Below are 17,714 nucleotides of genomic sequence, written 5' to 3' on the forward strand. Positions count from 1 at the left end.
CTACCTTGGATTAAGAGATTGGCATGAGTCTCGGACAATCAGTGTCGTGTCCACAAACTGATGGCTTGCCTCTCTCTCGGGTTGTTTAATGCGTTTTAGTAACAACTCAGTCGCTTGAATACCGAGTTCAAAAATATTGATATCCACAGATGTCAAAGGCGGTTTTACATGCTCTGACAAGGCGTGGTTGTTAAAACTAATAATAGATACATCTTCAGGAACTCGAATCTCCAGTTGCTCTAAATAACGAATAATCTCATACGCTACGGAGTCATCGTGGGCCACAATCGCCGTCGGTGGCTGCTCTTCAGCCATCAACTGGCGGATTGCTTCTTTTCCATCTTGTTCGAATGCATAATCCTGGATGAAGTATTTCTCTTGATACGAAAGTTGATGGTCTTCTAGTGCAGCACGGTACCCTTCGAGACGGTCCGCTGATACCACAAAGTGAACATCTCCCCCGATGAAGGCAATTTCGCGGTGTCCAAGATCCACCAAGTAGTTCACGACATCTTTAGCAATCTGCTGGTTGTCGTTATCTACAAAGTCGATTTGATTTTCAAAATCATACGGACGCCCCACAATGGTGAACGGGAACTGCATTTCGCGTAAGTAGTTGAGGGTCTTGTCGTCAACGCGCGAATACAACAAGATAACTCCGTCTACCTTTCGTCCCTGGACCATCGCAACAACTTCTTGGAAAATCTCTTCTTCCGTTCCTCCTGTAGACAAGTACAGTCCTAACTGACAGGCATGTGCAGTAGTGGAGATGCCACGAATGACTTCTGGAAAGAACGGATTTTGGAACGCGAGCGTCGCCGAGTTGGCCATCACGACACCAATCGTTTGAGTCGTGCGAGCAGCCAAGTTGCGTGCTTGAAAGTTAGGGTAGTAATGCATGCTTTCCATGACTTCCCGAACTTTCTTTTTCGTTTTCTCGCTGATGCGAGGGTGATCAGCGATGACCCGTGAAACGGTGGAAGGAGAGACATTGGCCTCTCGTGCTACGTCAATGATCGTAACAGCCATGCGGACCCCTTCTTTCTTAAATAGTGTCAACTGCGCCGATGCGAAGTTCGGTTTCTTTATCAAAGAAGTGAGCACGCTCCATATGGAACACGAGATCCACAGTTTGGCCGCGTTCAATAGCGTTTTGCGCATCGACACGTCCAATGAAGTCTTGTCCTTCTAAGTTGGCGTACAAGATCTGTTCTGCACCTGTAAGTTCCGCCACTTCAATGAAAGCCGGCACACGGTGTGCATGTGTCACGTCGTACGCACCATTGTCATCTGTTACATGTTCTGGACGGATGCCAAGTACAACCTCTTTTCCTTCATACGCTTTCAAACGAGCTTGTTGGTCATCTGTTAGAGTGACTAAAACGTTACCGATTTTGAATTGTCCGTTTACAACGGTTCCGTTCAAGAAGTTCATGGATGGAGATCCAATGAAGCCCCCAACGAACATGTTGTCGGGATTGTCATAAACATCTTTAGGTGTTCCAACCTGTTGAATCACACCGTCTTTCATGATGACGATGCGGCTAGCCATTGTCATGGCTTCTGTTTGGTCGTGTGTTACATAGATCGTTGTTGTATTTAAACGGTTGTGCAGCTTAATGATTTCTGAACGCATTTGCACGCGAAGCTTCGAGTCTAAGTTTGAAAGTGGCTCATCCATTAAGAAAACAGAGGCATCTCGTACGATGGCACGACCTAGTGCCACACGTTGACGCTGACCACCTGAAAGAGCTTTTGGCTTGCGGTCTAAATACTTTTCGAGGCCTAAGATTTTCGCAGCGTCATCTACTCGACGTTTGATTTCATCTTTTGGCACTTTACGGATTTTGAGACCGTATGCCATGTTGTCATACACACTCATGTGTGGGTACAAGGCATAGTTTTGGAATACCATGGCGATATCACGATCTTTTGATGCGACGTCGTTCATGCGCTTGTTGTCGATTAAGAAATCGCCTTCTGAAATGTCTTCAAGCCCTGCAATCATGCGAAGTGTTGTGGATTTCCCGCATCCGGATGGTCCTACGAAGACGATGAATTCGCGGTCCTCTACTTCAAGATTGAAATCTGTGACTGCCTGTACTTTATTGTCATAACGTTTTGTAACGTTTTTTAGTGTAAGAGTTGTCATGCCATTCTTCCTTTCTCGCGTACCGCCGAGACGTCGCGTACAAGCATAGCTGCGCCGAGCATGCCTGCTTCATTTCCAAATTCTGCTCGTTTTAAATTCAATGGCTTCAGTAACAAGGGCTCTAGTTCTTCAAGTAATTGGTCCCACCAAGCTTCCGCCGAGTCAATCACGCCTCCACCGACCACAACGACATCCATATCGAGGATAGCCTGTAGCGAAGAAATTGTGAGCGCTAGGTCTTGTATAAAGCGCGCGCGAACTTGTTGTGCTTGCTTATGGCCTTGTAAGGCCAGGGGAAACACTTCACGAGGTGTGACGAATGAACCGTCTTCGTGTACGACTTGGTATTCCTGAATCAAGCGATGGATTGCTGAACCAGATACATACTGTTCTGCACAGCCGCGTCTTCCGCAGCCGCAAGGGACACCGTGTGGATAGAGCAGCATATGGCCGATCTCTCCACCACCGCCGTGCTTGCCGTCCATGATTTTGCCGTCGAAAATCAAGCCACCGCCAAGTCCAGTTCCTACTGTGACCGCTACGACGTTGCGTTCGCCTTGACCAGCACCTAAGATGGCTTCTGCCAATGCAGCTACATTGGCATCGTTGTTCACAGCTACCGGAAGTCCTGTAGCTCCTTCAAGCCACTCTTTGACTGGAGTTCCTTCCCAGCCCTCGAGCTGCATTTCAAAGACGATTTTCCCTGTACCTGGTTCTACCATGCCACGCGTTCCAATCCCAATTGCCTGGACTCCAGGATGGTCGGAAAGGGCATGTTTTACGTTTTGCTCTAAGTATGGATAAAGAGGAATCTGTGTAGGGATGGTCCAATCTGCTAAGACTTCACCTGTAGTCGTGACGACTCCAAAGCGAATTTTGGTACCGCCGATATCTACTCCAAGAACTTGTGTCATTGGCCTTCTCCTTTTTCAAATGACAAGATGAACGCGTCATACGGCTTCAGCTCAAAGCCATCTGATGTCTCTGTCGGTTGTGTATTTGCAAGAATGATCTCGTACCCTGAACCTGGCATGGAGATGCTTGTGCGCTTGATGTGATGTGTTTCTTCCGTGAAGTTTGCCAAGATGTACCACACGGTCGAATCAAGAGTTCGTGTGTAAACGAAGAGAGCTTCATCTTCTGGTACTAACAGTTCAAAACTGCCTTCTGTAAACATCGGAAGTTGTTTTCGCAACCGAATTAGCTGCTGATAGAAGGCGAAGATAGAATCCGGATCATTTACTGCTTGATCTGCGTTGATTGTTACTGTATTCGGGTTTTGTGCAAGCCACGGAGTGCCTGTTGTGAAACCTCCATCTGAAGTCCACTGCATCGGCGTTCTCGCATTGTCTCGCCCTTTTACATAAATCCGCTTCATAATGCTTTCCGGTTCTTCTCCTGCTGCAAGTCGTTCGTTGTACATGTTGAGAGTTTCAATATCTTTATAATGCGAGATGTCTGGCAACTGGATATTCGTCATGCCGAGCTCTTCACCTTGATAGATGTAAGGCGTGCCTTTTAAACCATGAAGGACAAGTGCCAGCATTTTTGCAGAATGCACTCGGTACTCTTTGTCGTTTCCAAAGCGCGAGACGATACGTGGTTGATCGTGATTGTTCCAGTACAACGAGTTCCATCCCTCGTGCGCAAGAGCAAGTTGCCACTTCTCTAGATTTCGTTTCAAGTCAGGTAAGTGAAGCTGTGTAAAGTTCCACTTGCCTCCTGGTCCTGAATCGAGGTCCATATGTTCAAATGTAAATACCATATTGAGTTCGTTTCTCTCGGGCTTCGTATAGAGAAGTGCGTCGTCTGTTGTAGCACCTGGCATCTCTCCGACCGTCAAGATGTCATAGTGACTTAGAACTTGTTCATGCATCTCTTGAAGATACGTGTGAATCTCTGGTCCGTTCATAAAATACGGACTGCCATCTCCAAATGAAGATCCTTCGTGGACGATGCCATCGGGTAGTTCGGGATGCTTCGAGATAAAGTTGATGACGTCCATGCGGAAACCGCCAATCCCTTTATCCAGCCAGTAAGTCATCATGTCGTAGATGTCTTGTCTGAGAGGTTCGTGGCGCCAGTTCAAGTCGGGTTGTTTGCGAGAGAACAGATGCAAGTAGTGCCAGTCTTCTTCTGTTCGTTCCCAGGCGGACCCTGAAAATACAGAGCCCCAGTTGTTCGGTGGATTGCCTTGTTTCCATATGTAATAGTTGCGATACGGGGACTCTGGTGATTTTGACTCTGTGAACCAAACGTGCTCATCTGATGTATGATTGACAACGAGGTCCATAACGATTCGAATACCGCGTTTTTTTGCCTCTTCGATCAAGGTTTCCAGGTCTTCCATCGTCCCGAATTCCTCATGGATGGTTCTGTAGTCTCGAATATCATAGCCATTGTCATCATTCGGTGAGTCATAAACCGGACTCAACCAAATGACATCAATGCCGAGTTTTTCAAGGTAATCTAACTTCATTAAAATACCTGGGATATCGCCAATGCCATCTCCATTGCTGTCCATAAAACTGCGTGGATAAATCTGATAGACCACACTTGTTTTCCACCACGGCTGTTGCTGCACGACACTCACCCCCCATTTTCTTTCTCTCATTCTACTGCTTTCAAAAGTATTATGCAAGCGCTTGCACAAAATTCTAAATAGAAAAAAACACGAATCCTAGTTGGACTCGTGTTCTCCTTCACGTTTCACTAATTTCCAGTTTCGTTTGGCAATCTGTTGAATCGGATCCCAGACTCCATTGTAGGGCGGTGCATAACTAAGGTCTAGATCGAGTAGCTCCCCTAGACACATCTTTTGAGTCAGAGCTACTGCCAACACATCAATCCGTTTGTCGACACCCGCCCCTCCGATAATTTGAGCACCAAGGAGACATTGGGTCTCTTTCTCCCAGATCAACTTTGTGTAGAGGGTCTCTTTGCCAGGATAGTACCCGGCAACGTCATGGCCTATACGCGTATTTGTGTCGTACTCGATGCCAATCTCCTTCACTTCTTTTTCACTAAGCCCAGTTTTTCCAAGTGCTAAATCGAAGAATTTCAGAATGGACGTCCCGAGTATTCCTTTAAACTCGTTGTTGAAGCCCATCATGGAAAGCCCTGCGATACGCCCTTGTTTGTTGGCTGTCGTTCCAAGGGGTACGTAATCCGGTTGCTCTTTGAGCATGTGGTAATGACTCGCGCAATCTCCAGCTGCATAGACATCCGGTACAGTAGTCTCCATGCGTTCATTGACGATGAGAGCTCCGTTTTTCAGTTTTTCTGCTTTTTCGATGAACTGCGTGGACGGTCTGACACCAATGGCTATAATGACCAAGTCTGCTTCATAGTCCCCTTTTGAAGTGTGCACTTTTTCAACAGACTCGTCTCCTGTAAAATGCGTCACTTCTTCTTCCAAGTGGACCTGGACATTTTTCCGCTCGGCTTCTCGTAAAATCAGTTCGGCCATTTCTGGATCGAAGATGGTTGCTAGTTGTGGTCCTCGTTGGAACAGTCGTACTTCTTTATCGAGTTCACGGAACGATTCGGCCAGCTCAAGACCTATGTATCCTCCGCCAATGATGGCCACGCGCTTCACGTCTTTTTTGAGTGCCGTTAAGATTTTTTCAGTATCTGGAATAGTTTTGAGCGGATAAATACCTTTTAGTGAGATGCCTTCCCACTCTGGCCATACGGATGCTGCTCCTGTTGCGACGAGCAGTTTGTCGTAGCTGACTTCGAAGTCTTCTAGTGAATGTAAGATGCGTCCTCGGACAATTTTGTTGTCCGTGTCCACTTCTCGTACTTCATGTCCTGTTCGGGCATCGATACCGTATTTTGATCGGAATTCTTCTACGCTGCGCGCGATGACGTCCGAAGACTTTTCGATTTCTCCGCTGATTACATACGGGAGACCGCATTGCCCATAGCTGTAGATGTGGCCAGCTTCCAGTACGGTGATTTGTGGGTTCTCTTCGTTGCGGACGATTTCCATTGCGGCACTCATGCCGGCTGCGTCGCCTCCGATGATGACGTATTTCATATGTCCACGCTCCTTTTCTATCTGTATTCTAGCTCTACCCCTTCTGTTCCTTTCTGAATCGTGGGGAAATTAGGGAAAAGTGTTGGGTAGCTTGGTGGGAGGTGAGCGGGCGTTCTTCGGCATGGGGCGTGGTTTGTTCTCCATGATGTGGGGGTTCTTCTGCATGCTGTAGGGTTTGTTCTCCATGCTGTAGGGTTTGTTCTCCATGCTGTGGGGTTTGTTCTCCATGCTGTGGAGTTTCTTCTGCATGACACGAGATTTAATCTGCATGATACGGTGTTTCTTCCGCTTCAATCTATGAGATATACTAAATTTAACTTACACGGTAGGAGTTGGATTTATGAGACGTCATAATAAGGTATTGTTACTTGTGGTAATAACTCCTTTTATATTTTGGGGGTGTGGAACGAAAAAAGATTTAAATGAAACAACTGTACCTTCTGATTTTAATTTCGTCCTTACTTATGGAGAACAAGGAAAACAACAAGTTGATACTTTCGAAAATACAGTAACCAAAGACCTTGTTAAAGATGGAACCATAAGTACAAAATTGACTTTAACTGAATCTGACAAAATCAAACTATATGAGTTGATTTTAGAAATGAAATTTATGGATGATTTGGTATTGGTTGAAGATGCTAATTGTGACACTAGCTCCTCTAGATCTACCATGTTAAAAATTCAAATGGAAAATGAGATTAAAGTTATTAATTATGATCAGTTTTGTAACCTTACTGAAGATGCGTTAAAACTTATTAAGTTTGAAGATGAAGTGCAATCTATAATTAGTAATTATGACGAATATAAAGACCTTCCCAAATCGAATGGTTCTTATGAATGATTAAAAGTCATGAGAGTTTAAAAGACTATTTGTGTACCTTCTAATTCATCTACTATTCTTACGATTGCTTTCAAGCAATCGCTACTTACAAAAGTACCTACCACCAAAAAACCCGCCCGATGATTTTTGTCGGACGGGTTAAATTTGTTATTGTTTGTTGTTGGACTCTCCGCCAAGTTCACGTTCCCAGAAGCGGTGTTTGGCTACCGTGTCAGCGAATGAGCCAGAGAGTACGTCATCGATGACTCCCGGCTCGCCTGTGAATCCGAGGTGCTCAAGTAATTGCTTGCCGTCGCCAGAGGAACCAATTGGTTTCACATGATCAAATGCTTCCTGTAAGAAAGTCGAAGCTTCTTTCTTATAAACGTTTGAAGCATCTGGACCGGCTACTGCAACAACTGCATCATACAAGACAGAATCTGCTGTTAGGAACTTCTGATCGATTTCAAGACCACTATCAAGTTTCCCTTGGCGTTCTGCCACCACTTCGACTTGTAGGCCAGCTGATTTTAAAGAATCCACGACAGCTTGGACATCACCAGAAGCGTGGACTGAAGTCAGTACTGCTACTTTGCGAGTGTCTGGCTTCATTTTCGTGTTCAGCATGCTTAGGGCTGGAGATTTCTTGTCTGAATAAGGGCCTTTCTCAGTTGGTACAGGAAGGCCTAAACTTTCAGCCACTGGCCCTGCGAGATCGATATGGACGTGACTGAACATCTCGACGACTTGTTCGCGAATGCTTGGCTCTTTACATTTTCCGAGCTCAAAACTCATCGCATCGATCAAGTGCTTTTTCTCGACTTCTGACATACTGTTGAAGAACATGGTTGCTTGTGAGAAGTGGTCTTTGAAGCTCTCGCTGCGCGCACGCACTTTGCGAGCATCGATTTTCTCTTCATAATGACTGAAGCCGCCCTCTTCTTCTGGCGTCGTATGCGGTGTATTGTTTGCTAAAGAGTTTTTGTGATAGCTCACGCGGCCTACATTGATTGTTTGACGGCCGTAACCATCTCGCTGGTTGTTGAAGAACGGACAGACCGGTCGGTTGATCGGCAACTCATGGAAGTTCGGCCCGCCTAAACGAATCAACTGAGTATCTGTGTACGAGAACAAGCGACCTTGCAGTAACGGATCGTTTGTAAAATCGATTCCGGGTACTAGGTGACCTGGATGGAACGCCACTTGCTCGGTCTCTGCGAAGAAGTTGTCCGGATTGCGGTTCAACGTCATCTTGCCGACTAGTTTCACCGGCACATCTTCTTCTGGCCATAACTTAGTAGGATCTAGAATATCAAAATCGAATTTGAATTCATCTTCTTGCGCGATGATTTGAAGACCGAGTTCCCATTCAGGGAAGTCTCCATTTTCGATGGATTGCCATAGGTCTTCTCGGTGAAAATCTGGATTTTTCCCGTTAATCTTTTGTGCTTCGTCCCAAACGACTGCATGTGTTCCGAGTACAGGTTTCCAGTGGAACTTCACAAAATGGGATTTTCCTTCTTTATTAATCAAGCGGAATGTATGCACACCGAAGCCTTCCATCATACGTAGGCTACGTGGAATGGCACGGTCAGACATCGTCCACATGACCATATGAGCGGACTCTTGGTTGTTTGCGACAAAGTCCCAGAATGTATCATGAGCAGATGCTGCTTGCGGGATTTCATTATGTGGTTCTGGTTTAACTGAATGAACTAGGTCCGGAAATTTGATGGCGTCTTGAATGAAGAATACTGGAATATTGTTTCCAACAAGATCGTAGTTCCCTTGTTCGGTGTAAAATTTTGTGGCGAATCCACGTGCATCACGAGCTAAGTCTCCTGACCCCCGTGAACCGGCAACCGTAGAAAAGCGAACAAATACAGGTGTTTTTTTAGAAGTGTCATTGAGGAACTCGGCTTTTGTGTAGTCCTCGAGCGATTCATAAAGTTCGAATTCGCCATGCGCACCTTCTCCTCGAGCATGGACAATTCGCTCTGGAATACGCTCATGGTCGAAGTGGGTCATTTTTTCTCTGAAGTGAAAGTCTTCAATTAATGTGGGACCTCGTTCTCCGGCTTTTAATGAGAATTCATCTTCCGCCATCTTGAGGCCTTGATTGGTCGTGAGGGCCTGGTCTTGATCATTCACACGGAACTGGTCGAGCTGCTGCTGCTTGCTGTTCTTATCTTGATTCGTCAAAGTGGGCTTCCTCCTTTTAATGGACTTTCGTTTTCCATTACCCTCTTCCCTAATCCCATTAAAAAAAACCTAATCCAGGAAATTGGATTAGGTTGTTGTATCAAGTTAAGCCATGATGTGATAGCCACTATCGACGTAGATGACTTCTCCTGTGACTCCACGCCCAGTATCGCCTAGAAGCGCTACAGACATGTCTCCTACTTCTTGTTGCGTTACATTTCGCTTTAGTGGTGCTTTTGCTTCGATTTGATGAAGAATTTCATTGAAAGCCGGAACGCCTTTAGCAGCTAGCGTACGAATAGCTCCAGCTGAAATTGCATTGACACGAATCCCGTCTTTTCCGATATCGTTAGCCAAGTAACGAACAGAAGCTTCAAGAGAAGCTTTCGCTACTCCCATGACGTTGTAACCATCTAGAACGCGTTCCGCTCCTAAATAACTCATCGTGATAATCGAGCCGCCTTCTGTCATGAACGGTTTCGCTTCGCGTGCCGTAGCAATGAGCGAATAGGCGCTTGTATCTTGTGCAAAGGCAAAGCCATCGCGAGACGTCTGCAGGAAATTGTTGTGAAGATCTTCTGCATGTGCAAAAGCGATGGAGTGCACGACACCGTGGATGACGCCAAATTTTTCTCCGATTTCACTAAATGCTTGACGGATGCTCGCGTCATCATTAACGTCACATTGGATGACTGCCGCTTCACGACCTTCTTTTTCTAAAACCTTTTGAATTTTACCAAGAGATCGTTCTTTACGGTATGTGAAGATAACATTTGCTCCTACATCAAATAAAGACTTCGCCACTCCCCAAGCAATACTGCGCTCGTTGGCCACACCCATCACGACTACATTTTTTCCAGACAGATTGATAATATCTCGCATAGCAACCTCCATTATTAACTGTTATTAGTACCTACTACTAAATTGAGTGTAGCACAAAATAAAAAGCCTGTCGATGTCGACAGGCTACAGGAAACTTATAGCGCTTCTTCTAAGATGGCATTTAGGTCAGGTGCAAATTTGATAGCATCTAGGTGATGCGTCTGCAAATAACTCTCCATTCCTTTTCCACCAGCGAAGAATTTGATTTTTGGGTAGTTCTTCGCGAACTCATTCAGCTTTTCCATCGTTTCCGGGTGTTGTTTTAAGGGAACAGTTGTAGAAGCTGATAATAATACAAACTTAGGACGCAGTCGCTCTACTAGAGATTCAATGGATCCAGATGCAGGAGAAGCACCGATCATAAACGACTTCCAACCACGGACCATAAATTGAAGAAGGAGAATGTGAAGAGGCACTTCATGATATTCTCCTGGAATACAAGCACCGAGAACGAGTGGCGCGTCTTCACGGTACGGATAATTTCTGCGAATCTGGACTAAAAAGTCACGCACGACCATACTCGAGACGGCTTCTTGATACTCATCCCACTGTTTTTTCTCCCAGCGTGTCCCGACTTCTCTTAAAAAAGGTAGGACGACGGAGCTAAGGAAAAGGTCGAGGCCTAAATCCTGGTGTGCTTGATGCAAGGTACGATTTAACTCAAGTTCCTCACAGTTGGCACCATATTCGAGAAGTTTAAATACATAATCGTTCCATTCCTCTACAACTGGAACAGGTGTTAACGAATTCCCAGATTGCTCTGCTTCTCGCTCTTTTTCAATTAGTAACGCTGCTTGCTTAATTGTATAGCCTTCATCTGAAAGACGCTTCACCCGGAGGAGTGTCGCAATATCTTGATCCTGATACAAGCGGTAGCCGTTGTCCATACGTTCGGGTTCAATCAATTGGTACCGTTCTTCCCATTTCCGAATGACTTGTTTCGACAAGCCGGTAACATCAGAGACCTGTTGGATGTTGTAATTCCCTTTCATTGGTCGGCCTCCTTTCAATTTGTTGATTTGTTAACATTGTACAACTATTTGACGAGAAAAACAATCTTTCTGTATAATTGTTGTAAAGGATGTGTTGAATGTATGGATAAAGTAGGCCGTATCTTGCTAGTCGGACTCATTTCAGGGCTCGTTTTAAATTACTATTTCAAGTTCATTGAATGGTTGACTGGGGATAAAGTTTATACACTGTTGTTGAACGTTGATTATATTCCCGTTTTGAAGAACTATACATTCCCAGAATGGATTGAGATCAGCTTCCACATGATTGTTTCTTTTGTATTGGCTTTTATTTATGCGTGGCTTTGGAATCGCTGGAAAAAGCCATTTCTTTACACCGTATTGACAGCTTTAGTGATTGGAATGGTTATCTATCCAACGACAGGCTTCTCAGACCGAACACCAGAAGTCACAGATCTAAGCGCACTATTTTGGTGGCAAACAGGCCATTTGCTTTATGGGTGGGTAGTCGCTTGGATGCTTCAAAGACTTTACAACAAGACAGGAGGATGACTAGATGTTTTTAGCATGGAATGAAATCAAAAAGAACAAATTGCGCTTTGCGCTTGTGATCGGGGTACTCTTTCTCGTATCGTACCTCGTCTTTTTCTTGACGGGACTGGCAAATGGACTGGCCAATTTAAACCGAGAAGCTGTTGATAAGTGGGCTGGCGACGGCATCATGTTGACAGAAGACTCCGACCAAAGTTTGCCGCAGTCATTTTTATCTATTGAAGATGCGGATTCGATAGACGCGGAAACAGCGGTACTCGGTCAGTTAAATACGATTGTCACTAGTGGTGATTTAAAACAAGGTGTTGCTATCTTTGGAATCGACGAAAATGAATTTATCACTCCCGATGTCTCTGAAGGGGAACTGTTCTCGGACGAGAACGAAGTTGTAGCCGCAGATTTCTTACAAGAGGAAGGATTTGAAATTGGAGACACATTGACCCTCTCTTCTTCGGATGAGGAATTGACTATTGTCGGATTCACAGAAGATGCTCGCTTTAACGCAGCACCGGTCCTCTATGCCTCACTCGAGACGTTCCAAACCGTGCGTTTTGGAGAAGCGACTGAGCAGAACGCAGATCAAGTAAACGGTATCGTCATCCGTGCAGATGATTTATCAGCACTCGATGCGCCTGAAGATCTGGCCATCGTGGATACACAGACATTTATTGAAAATTTACCAGGTTACACAGAACAAAAATTGACGCTCGACTTTATGATTTACTTCTTATTCATCATTTCAGCGACCATTGTTGCGATTTTCTTATACGTCTTGACGGTTCAGAAAATCAACATGTTTGGCGTCATGAAAGCACAAGGGATCTCCAACGGCTACTTGGCACGCTCTGTCGTTGCGCAAACGTTTATACTCGCGGCAGTGGGTGTCGTTACAGGTTATGTGCTGACTCTAGTGACCGGCCTGTTCCTTCCAAACGCGGTACCTGTCCAGTTTGACGGAGTCGCTATGGCTATCTACGGCGTTGTGTTAATCGCTGTTGCCATTTTAGGAGCGATCTTCTCTGTGCTTACCATTGTAAGAATCGACCCACTGAAAGCAATAGGAGCGTGATGACATGACAGTACTCGAACTCAAACAAGCGAAAAAGACATTCGGCACGGGCCATAAAAAAGTAGAAGCATTAAAAGAAACGAACTTTCAAGCTCAAGCTGGCGAGATGATTGCTATCATTGGTCCCTCCGGTTCTGGAAAAAGTACTTTCTTAACGATTGCTGGGGGCCTGCAAACACCAAGTGAAGGAGACGTGGTGATCAACGGGACGTCTCTTGCGAAACTGAATGAAAAGAAGCTCTCCAAAGTTCGTTTAAACGAAATCGGCTTTATATTGCAAGCCTCTAACTTAGTGCCGTTCTTGACGGTTCATAATCAGATGATGCTGTTAAAGAAAGTCAAAAAAGATACGTTGAATGACCAAGAACTCGAAGAGCTCTATAAAGACCTTGGAATCGAAGAACTTCGTAACAAATACCCGTCAGATTTATCTGGAGGGGAGCGTCAACGAGTGGCTATCGCAAAAGCTTTATACACAAACCCTTCCATAGTTCTTGCCGATGAACCGACGGCTTCTCTTGATTCAGAGCGTGCTTATGAAGTGATGGAGCTGCTTCAAAAAGAGACGAAGTCGAAACAGACGACAACTTTAGTCGTCACGCACGATACGCGGTTAATTGATTACTGCGACCGGGTCTTTAAAATGACGGATGGCACGTTACGTGAAGAGGATCATACACCTAAAGAAGGCACTGCTCATGAGTAAACGCTCCCTCGTCTGGTTTCGCCGTGACCTCCGTCTGCACGATCACCCTGCGCTAGCACAAGCTGGTCATGATGGCCGGGTGCTAGCCCTTTTCACTCTATCACCTGAGATGCGTAAACTCGAGGCTTCCTGCTGGTGGCTTGAAGAATCACTGAAGGAACTAAAGACTGCTCTTCACGATAAGGGAATCAAGTTATTAGTTACGGATGAAGACCCAACAATCTGTATTCCAAAACTTGTGGAGAACCACAACTGCGACCAGGTGCTTTGGAATGATAGCTACGCAACGGATGAACGAAAAGTGGAGCTTGCTGTTAAAAAAGCTTTAGACGCAAAGTCCATCTCCTATCAAGCACTAGATGGGGACCTGCTGTTCCCTCATCACGAGCTGACGAAAGAAAACGGAGAGCCGTATTCCATCTTTACGCCGTTCTACAAACGCTCGCAACAAGAGACAGTGAAGCGCCCCATTGCGATGCCGGAAGAGTGGCAAGGGATTCGAGCCAAGACGCTAAAAACGATTGAAGAGTTAGAGCTCCTTCCCGATCATCCGTGGACAAAGAAGTTTGCAAACCACTGGTCGCCAGGTGAAAAAGCAGGCATTAAGAAGTTTCAGCAGTTTGCGAAAGAAGACATCGAGGACTATAAAAAGATGCGCGATTTCCCTGACGCTGCGGCGACTTCTGAAATCTCTCCGTATTTAACATGGGGGAATCTGAGTGTGCGTGCAGTCTATTACGCTGCAAAACGCGAAAAGAATGCAGAACCTTACTTAAGGCAATTGGTGTGGCGCGAGTTTGCTAAGCGTCAACTTCTTGAGCATCCGACGCTTGAAACAAAAGCACTTCGCTCGGAGTTTGATTCGTTTCCTTGGAAAGCGAGTCATGCCGATTTCGAAAAGTGGAAGCGTGGAGAGACTGGCTACCCTCTTGTGGACGCAGGAATGAAACAGCTTTGGGAAACAGGTTGGATGCACAATCGTGTGCGAATGGTTGCCGCTTCTTTCCTGACCAAACACCTTCTTCTTCCGTGGCAATGGGGTGCCGAGTGGTTCAAAGAAACACTTGTCGATTATGATGAGGCGAACAACGGGATGGGATGGCAGTGGGTTGCTGGCACAGGCATTGATGCTGCCCCGTACTTCCGAATCTTTAACCCGACGACTCAGCTTGAAAAGTTTGATAAAAATGAAGAGTATGTTCACCACTGGAAAGCAGATCAAGGTCTAGAACCGATTGTCGACCACAAAGAAGCTCGAGAACGTGCACTGGAAGCGTATAAATCTATAAAATAACACAGATGTACGTCTACACAACACAACCCGTGCTATACTGAGAAGGTATTGTATCCAATCAGTTAAGGAGTGACGCATGTGAATTTTCAACCTGCAACACGAATGGAACGCTTCCCTACATCGATTTTTGGAGAACTGAAAAAAGCCGCGGCCATCCGTGTCTCAAACGATTTACCTGTCTATGACCTGAGTCTTGGCAGTCCAGATCTCCCTCCAGCGGAAGCGGTCCGACAGACCCTCTCAGAGAAAAGTGCGCTTGCCACTTCTTATGGCTATACATTGACCGGAACATCTCGTTTTTACGAGGCGGTCGCTACTTACTACAAAAATCGGATGGGCGTCACTCTCGACCCTGAGACAGAAATCATTCAGACGATGGGGTCACAGGAAGGACTCGTCCACCTCCCTCTTGCTTTCTGCGACGAAGGAGATATCGTTTTGACAACCAATCCGGCTTACGTTGCCTATGATGCTGGAATTCATGTAGCCGGCGCAACACCGTATTACCTCTCTCTTGATGAAGAGAACGGATTTTTGCCAGACATCGCTTCGATTCCGGATGACATCGCGGATCAAGCAAAACTACTAATTTTAAATTTACCAGGCAACCCGGTGCCTGCACTGCCAAATGAGACATTCTTCAAGGATGTCGTAGCTTTTGCTAAAAAACACAACATCATCGTGGTACATGATGCGGCCTACGCTGAATTTTATTTTGATGGAAGTGGTCCGAAAAGCTTCTTGGCTACTCCAGGCGCTAAAGAAGTCGGGCTCGAAATCAATTCTCTTTCTAAGACATTTAGTCTTGCTGGAGCACGCATTGCCTACATCGCTGGGAATGCAGAGTTGATCGCAGTGATCAAAAGTTTAAAATCCCATCTCGACTACGGCATTTTTGAACCGATCCAAGAAGCTGCCATTACGGCCCTTTCTCACGCTGAGGAAATCACGGACAATCTGCGCCGTGTGTTCTCAGAACGTCATCACGTATTGAGACAAGGACTTGAAGAGCTTGGCTGGAAAGTGGCTCCGTCTAATGGCGGCATGTTCATCTGGGCAGCCTATCCTTACCCAATGAAGGACACCGAGTTTGTATTCCACGTTCTACGAGAGACCGGTGTCGTGATGGTACCAGGATCTATCTTTGGAACAGAAGGTGACGGGTTCGCACGAATTGCCTTAGTGAAAGATGTAGAAGTGTTGAAACAAGCACTCGAAGCTTTAAAAACTCTCCAACCGATTGAAGTTGGATAAGGAGGACGTTTAGCTATGTACATTTATTTGACTGACTCGCCACAAGTGAGTGGCTTTCATTTGAAAGGCGAAACGGAACGCTATATCAATGAATATGAGACGCTTCAAGAAGTCGACGGTCACGGCTACGAAGTGATCGATTCGTCCGGGGAGCTTTCTGAAAAAGGATTTTTTGTACTGAACAACATCCCCGTCACGGAAGCAGGACGCCCTGTATTTGAACAGCGGTTCATGAACCGCGCTCGAGCAATTGAAGATGAGCCCGGCTTCATTGCAATTCGCGTGATGCGTCCGATGGATTCCAATACGTATGTTATTTTGACGGAATGGGAAGATGAAAAGAACTTTAAGGACTGGCAATCTTCTCAGGCCTATTCAAAAGCGCATGCAAAACGCGGTACAGATGAAGGAATCGACAAGCGCCCAGCGATTTTTGATGGGCCGAGTTTTGTAACTACTTATAAAGCGTAAGTTTTCACCACACTTCTTTCAGGAAGTGTGGTTTTTTAGTCGCCGAGATGAGCTGAGCGCTCGTTCTTCGACAAATTTAGCGTTCCTTTAGACAAATTCGAGAAGCTATTCAACAGATTTAGAGTTTCTTTACGCAAATTTCGAATTCCTTTCGACTAAAGAAAAAACTAGCTTTCCCCTACAGGGAAAGCTAGCCAATCACTCATATTCTTTCTGAATATCTTTCGTGCTACGGACTGTATCAATTGGACGCACGAGTTTCTCGATCTGCTCACGACGGCCTTCAAATTTCGGTGGCAACGCAAGTTTCTCACCTAATGTCTCATACGGCTCGTCGTCCATGAATCCAGGGCCGTCTGTAGCAAACTCAAACAGTAATGGTGGTGCGATGCGCGCATATAACGATTCAAAGTAGAAGCGGTCGACATATCCGGAAGATGGAATACCAATCTGATTCAAGCGGTCGATCCAGAAGTTCAGCGCATCTCGATCTTCCACACGGAAAGCTACGTGGTGAACAGTACCAAAGCCTTGTCGTCCAGGCGGCAAGATAACGTTCTTCTCAATGATTACTGCTGCCCCGTTTCCTCCCTCGCCTACTTCCATCCATGTGATATCGCCCTCTGTAGCTACTTCACGGAATCCTAATACTTTGTCTAGCATCTCTTTCAAGAAGTCTACTCGGTCATAGCGGAAGACGATCGGACCTAGTCCGGTGATTGCAAACTCTAGTGGAATCGGACCGTTTTGCCACGGTGTTCCAGAAGCCACTCCCTCGTTGTTTTCATCTGAGATCAGCTGGTAACGCTGATCATCGAAGTCGGCAAATTTCACAACTTGTCTGCCAAACATCGTTTCAATACCGCTGTTTTTCACACCTAAACGGTCGAAGCGTTTTACCCAATAGTCAAGCGCTGCGTCTGTCGGCACTCGAAAAGACGTGCGGTAAATTTCATTCGTTCCGTGTGAGCCTTTTTGAATTCCAGGAAAATCAAAGAAGGTCATATCCGTACCTGCACTGCCGCGATCGTCCGCGAAGAATAAGTGGTACGTCTGAATATCATCTTGGTTCACCGTTTTTTTGACAAGACGCATGCCTAGCACATACGTAAAAAATTCATAGTTCTTTTCGGCACTGCTGGTAATAGCGGTTACGTGGTGGATCCCTTTTAATTCGTTCATTGGTTGGTGCCTCCTCTGTTTTTCTATAAATTGAGTATACCGGATATTTATCTCGAATTCAAGATATTAGTTCGAAAACAAACCTGCCCTGTTCAAGACAAGACAGGTGGGTATTTT

17 protein-coding genes are annotated in these 17,714 nt (G+C 45.7%); 7 read left to right on the forward strand and 10 right to left on the reverse strand.

Annotation, left to right across the window (positions count from 1 at the left end; genetic code table 11):
* From CQS04_RS11480 to CQS04_RS13830, 6 genes are all read right to left on the reverse strand, one after another.
* Window positions 1–1,029 (reverse strand): LacI family DNA-binding transcriptional regulator, encoded by a 1,029-nt coding sequence (locus CQS04_RS11480; RefSeq protein ID WP_100354262.1) that lies wholly within the window; start codon window positions 1,027–1,029, stop codon window positions 1–3.
* Window positions 1,030–1,045: 16 nt separating this feature from the next.
* Entirely contained in the window at window positions 1,046–2,152 is a 1,107-nt protein-coding gene (locus CQS04_RS11485) for an ABC transporter ATP-binding protein (protein WP_094943113.1), read from the reverse strand.
* Window positions 2,149–3,066: an ROK family protein gene (locus CQS04_RS11490; RefSeq protein ID WP_100354263.1), complete on the reverse strand. Its 918-nt coding sequence runs from the start codon at window positions 3,064–3,066 to the stop codon at window positions 2,149–2,151. Before CQS04_RS11490 ends, CQS04_RS11485 begins: the two co-directional genes overlap by 4 nt.
* A complete protein-coding gene (locus tag CQS04_RS11495) occupies window positions 3,063–4,766 on the reverse strand; it encodes an alpha-glucosidase (protein ID WP_100354264.1) in 1,704 nt (567 codons plus the stop codon). Before CQS04_RS11495 ends, CQS04_RS11490 begins: the two co-directional genes overlap by 4 nt.
* A gap of 66 nt (window positions 4,767–4,832) precedes the next feature.
* Window positions 4,833–6,194 (reverse strand): FAD-dependent oxidoreductase, encoded by a 1,362-nt coding sequence (locus tag CQS04_RS11500; RefSeq protein ID WP_100354265.1) that lies wholly within the window; start codon window positions 6,192–6,194, stop codon window positions 4,833–4,835.
* Between the two features lie 69 nt (window positions 6,195–6,263).
* Window positions 6,264–6,443, reverse strand: coding sequence for a hypothetical protein (locus CQS04_RS13830; RefSeq protein ID WP_165775527.1), 180 nt, complete (start codon window positions 6,441–6,443; stop codon window positions 6,264–6,266).
* Window positions 6,444–6,534: 91 nt separating this feature from the next.
* Here CQS04_RS13830 and CQS04_RS11510 point away from each other — a divergent pair, with 91 nt between their 5' ends.
* Window positions 6,535–7,035 (forward strand): hypothetical protein, encoded by a 501-nt coding sequence (locus CQS04_RS11510; RefSeq protein WP_100354267.1) that lies wholly within the window; start codon window positions 6,535–6,537, stop codon window positions 7,033–7,035.
* 147 nt (window positions 7,036–7,182) lie between these two features.
* Here CQS04_RS11510 and CQS04_RS11515 read toward each other — a convergent pair whose 3' ends face one another.
* The 3 genes from CQS04_RS11515 to CQS04_RS11525 form a co-directional block, all read right to left on the reverse strand.
* Window positions 7,183–9,216 carry a catalase gene (locus CQS04_RS11515; protein ID WP_100354268.1) on the reverse strand — a complete coding sequence of 678 codons (2,034 nt, stop codon included), beginning with the start codon at window positions 9,214–9,216 and terminating at the stop codon, window positions 7,183–7,185.
* A 105-nt stretch (window positions 9,217–9,321) separates the two neighbouring features.
* Window positions 9,322–10,098 carry an enoyl-ACP reductase FabI gene (gene fabI / locus CQS04_RS11520; protein WP_094943106.1) on the reverse strand — a complete coding sequence of 259 codons (777 nt, stop codon included), beginning with the start codon at window positions 10,096–10,098 and terminating at the stop codon, window positions 9,322–9,324.
* 95 nt (window positions 10,099–10,193) lie between these two features.
* Window positions 10,194–11,090 (reverse strand): MerR family transcriptional regulator, encoded by an 897-nt coding sequence (locus CQS04_RS11525; RefSeq protein WP_100354269.1) that lies wholly within the window; start codon window positions 11,088–11,090, stop codon window positions 10,194–10,196.
* A 102-nt stretch (window positions 11,091–11,192) separates the two neighbouring features.
* Here CQS04_RS11525 and CQS04_RS11530 point away from each other — a divergent pair, with 102 nt between their 5' ends.
* From CQS04_RS11530 to CQS04_RS11555, 6 genes are all read left to right on the forward strand, one after another.
* Window positions 11,193–11,621, forward strand: coding sequence for a hypothetical protein (locus tag CQS04_RS11530; protein ID WP_100354270.1), 429 nt, complete (start codon window positions 11,193–11,195; stop codon window positions 11,619–11,621).
* 4 nt (window positions 11,622–11,625) lie between these two features.
* Entirely contained in the window at window positions 11,626–12,690 is a 1,065-nt protein-coding gene (locus CQS04_RS11535; RefSeq protein ID WP_100354271.1) for an ABC transporter permease, read from the forward strand.
* Between the two features lie 4 nt (window positions 12,691–12,694).
* A complete protein-coding gene (locus CQS04_RS11540) occupies window positions 12,695–13,396 on the forward strand; it encodes an ABC transporter ATP-binding protein (protein ID WP_100354272.1) in 702 nt (233 codons plus the stop codon).
* Complete coding sequence (locus CQS04_RS11545) at window positions 13,389–14,690, forward strand: cryptochrome/photolyase family protein (RefSeq protein WP_165775528.1); 1,302 nt, start codon at window positions 13,389–13,391, stop codon at window positions 14,688–14,690. Before CQS04_RS11540 ends, CQS04_RS11545 begins: the two co-directional genes overlap by 8 nt.
* A 78-nt stretch (window positions 14,691–14,768) precedes the next feature.
* Entirely contained in the window at window positions 14,769–15,944 is a 1,176-nt protein-coding gene (locus tag CQS04_RS11550; RefSeq protein ID WP_100354274.1) for an aminotransferase class I/II-fold pyridoxal phosphate-dependent enzyme, read from the forward strand.
* Window positions 15,945–15,959: 15 nt separating this feature from the next.
* Window positions 15,960–16,415, forward strand: coding sequence for an antibiotic biosynthesis monooxygenase family protein (locus CQS04_RS11555; protein ID WP_100354275.1), 456 nt, complete (start codon window positions 15,960–15,962; stop codon window positions 16,413–16,415).
* Window positions 16,416–16,613: 198 nt separating this feature from the next.
* On the opposite strand, the gene CQS04_RS11560 is transcribed toward CQS04_RS11555, so the two are convergent.
* Window positions 16,614–17,597, reverse strand: coding sequence for a ring-cleaving dioxygenase (locus CQS04_RS11560; RefSeq protein WP_100354276.1), 984 nt, complete (start codon window positions 17,595–17,597; stop codon window positions 16,614–16,616).
* Window positions 17,598–17,714: the final 117 nt, after the last annotated feature.

This window comes from Chryseomicrobium excrementi, assembly GCF_002798305.1.
GTDB lineage: Bacteria > Bacillota > Bacilli > Bacillales_A > Planococcaceae > Chryseomicrobium > Chryseomicrobium excrementi.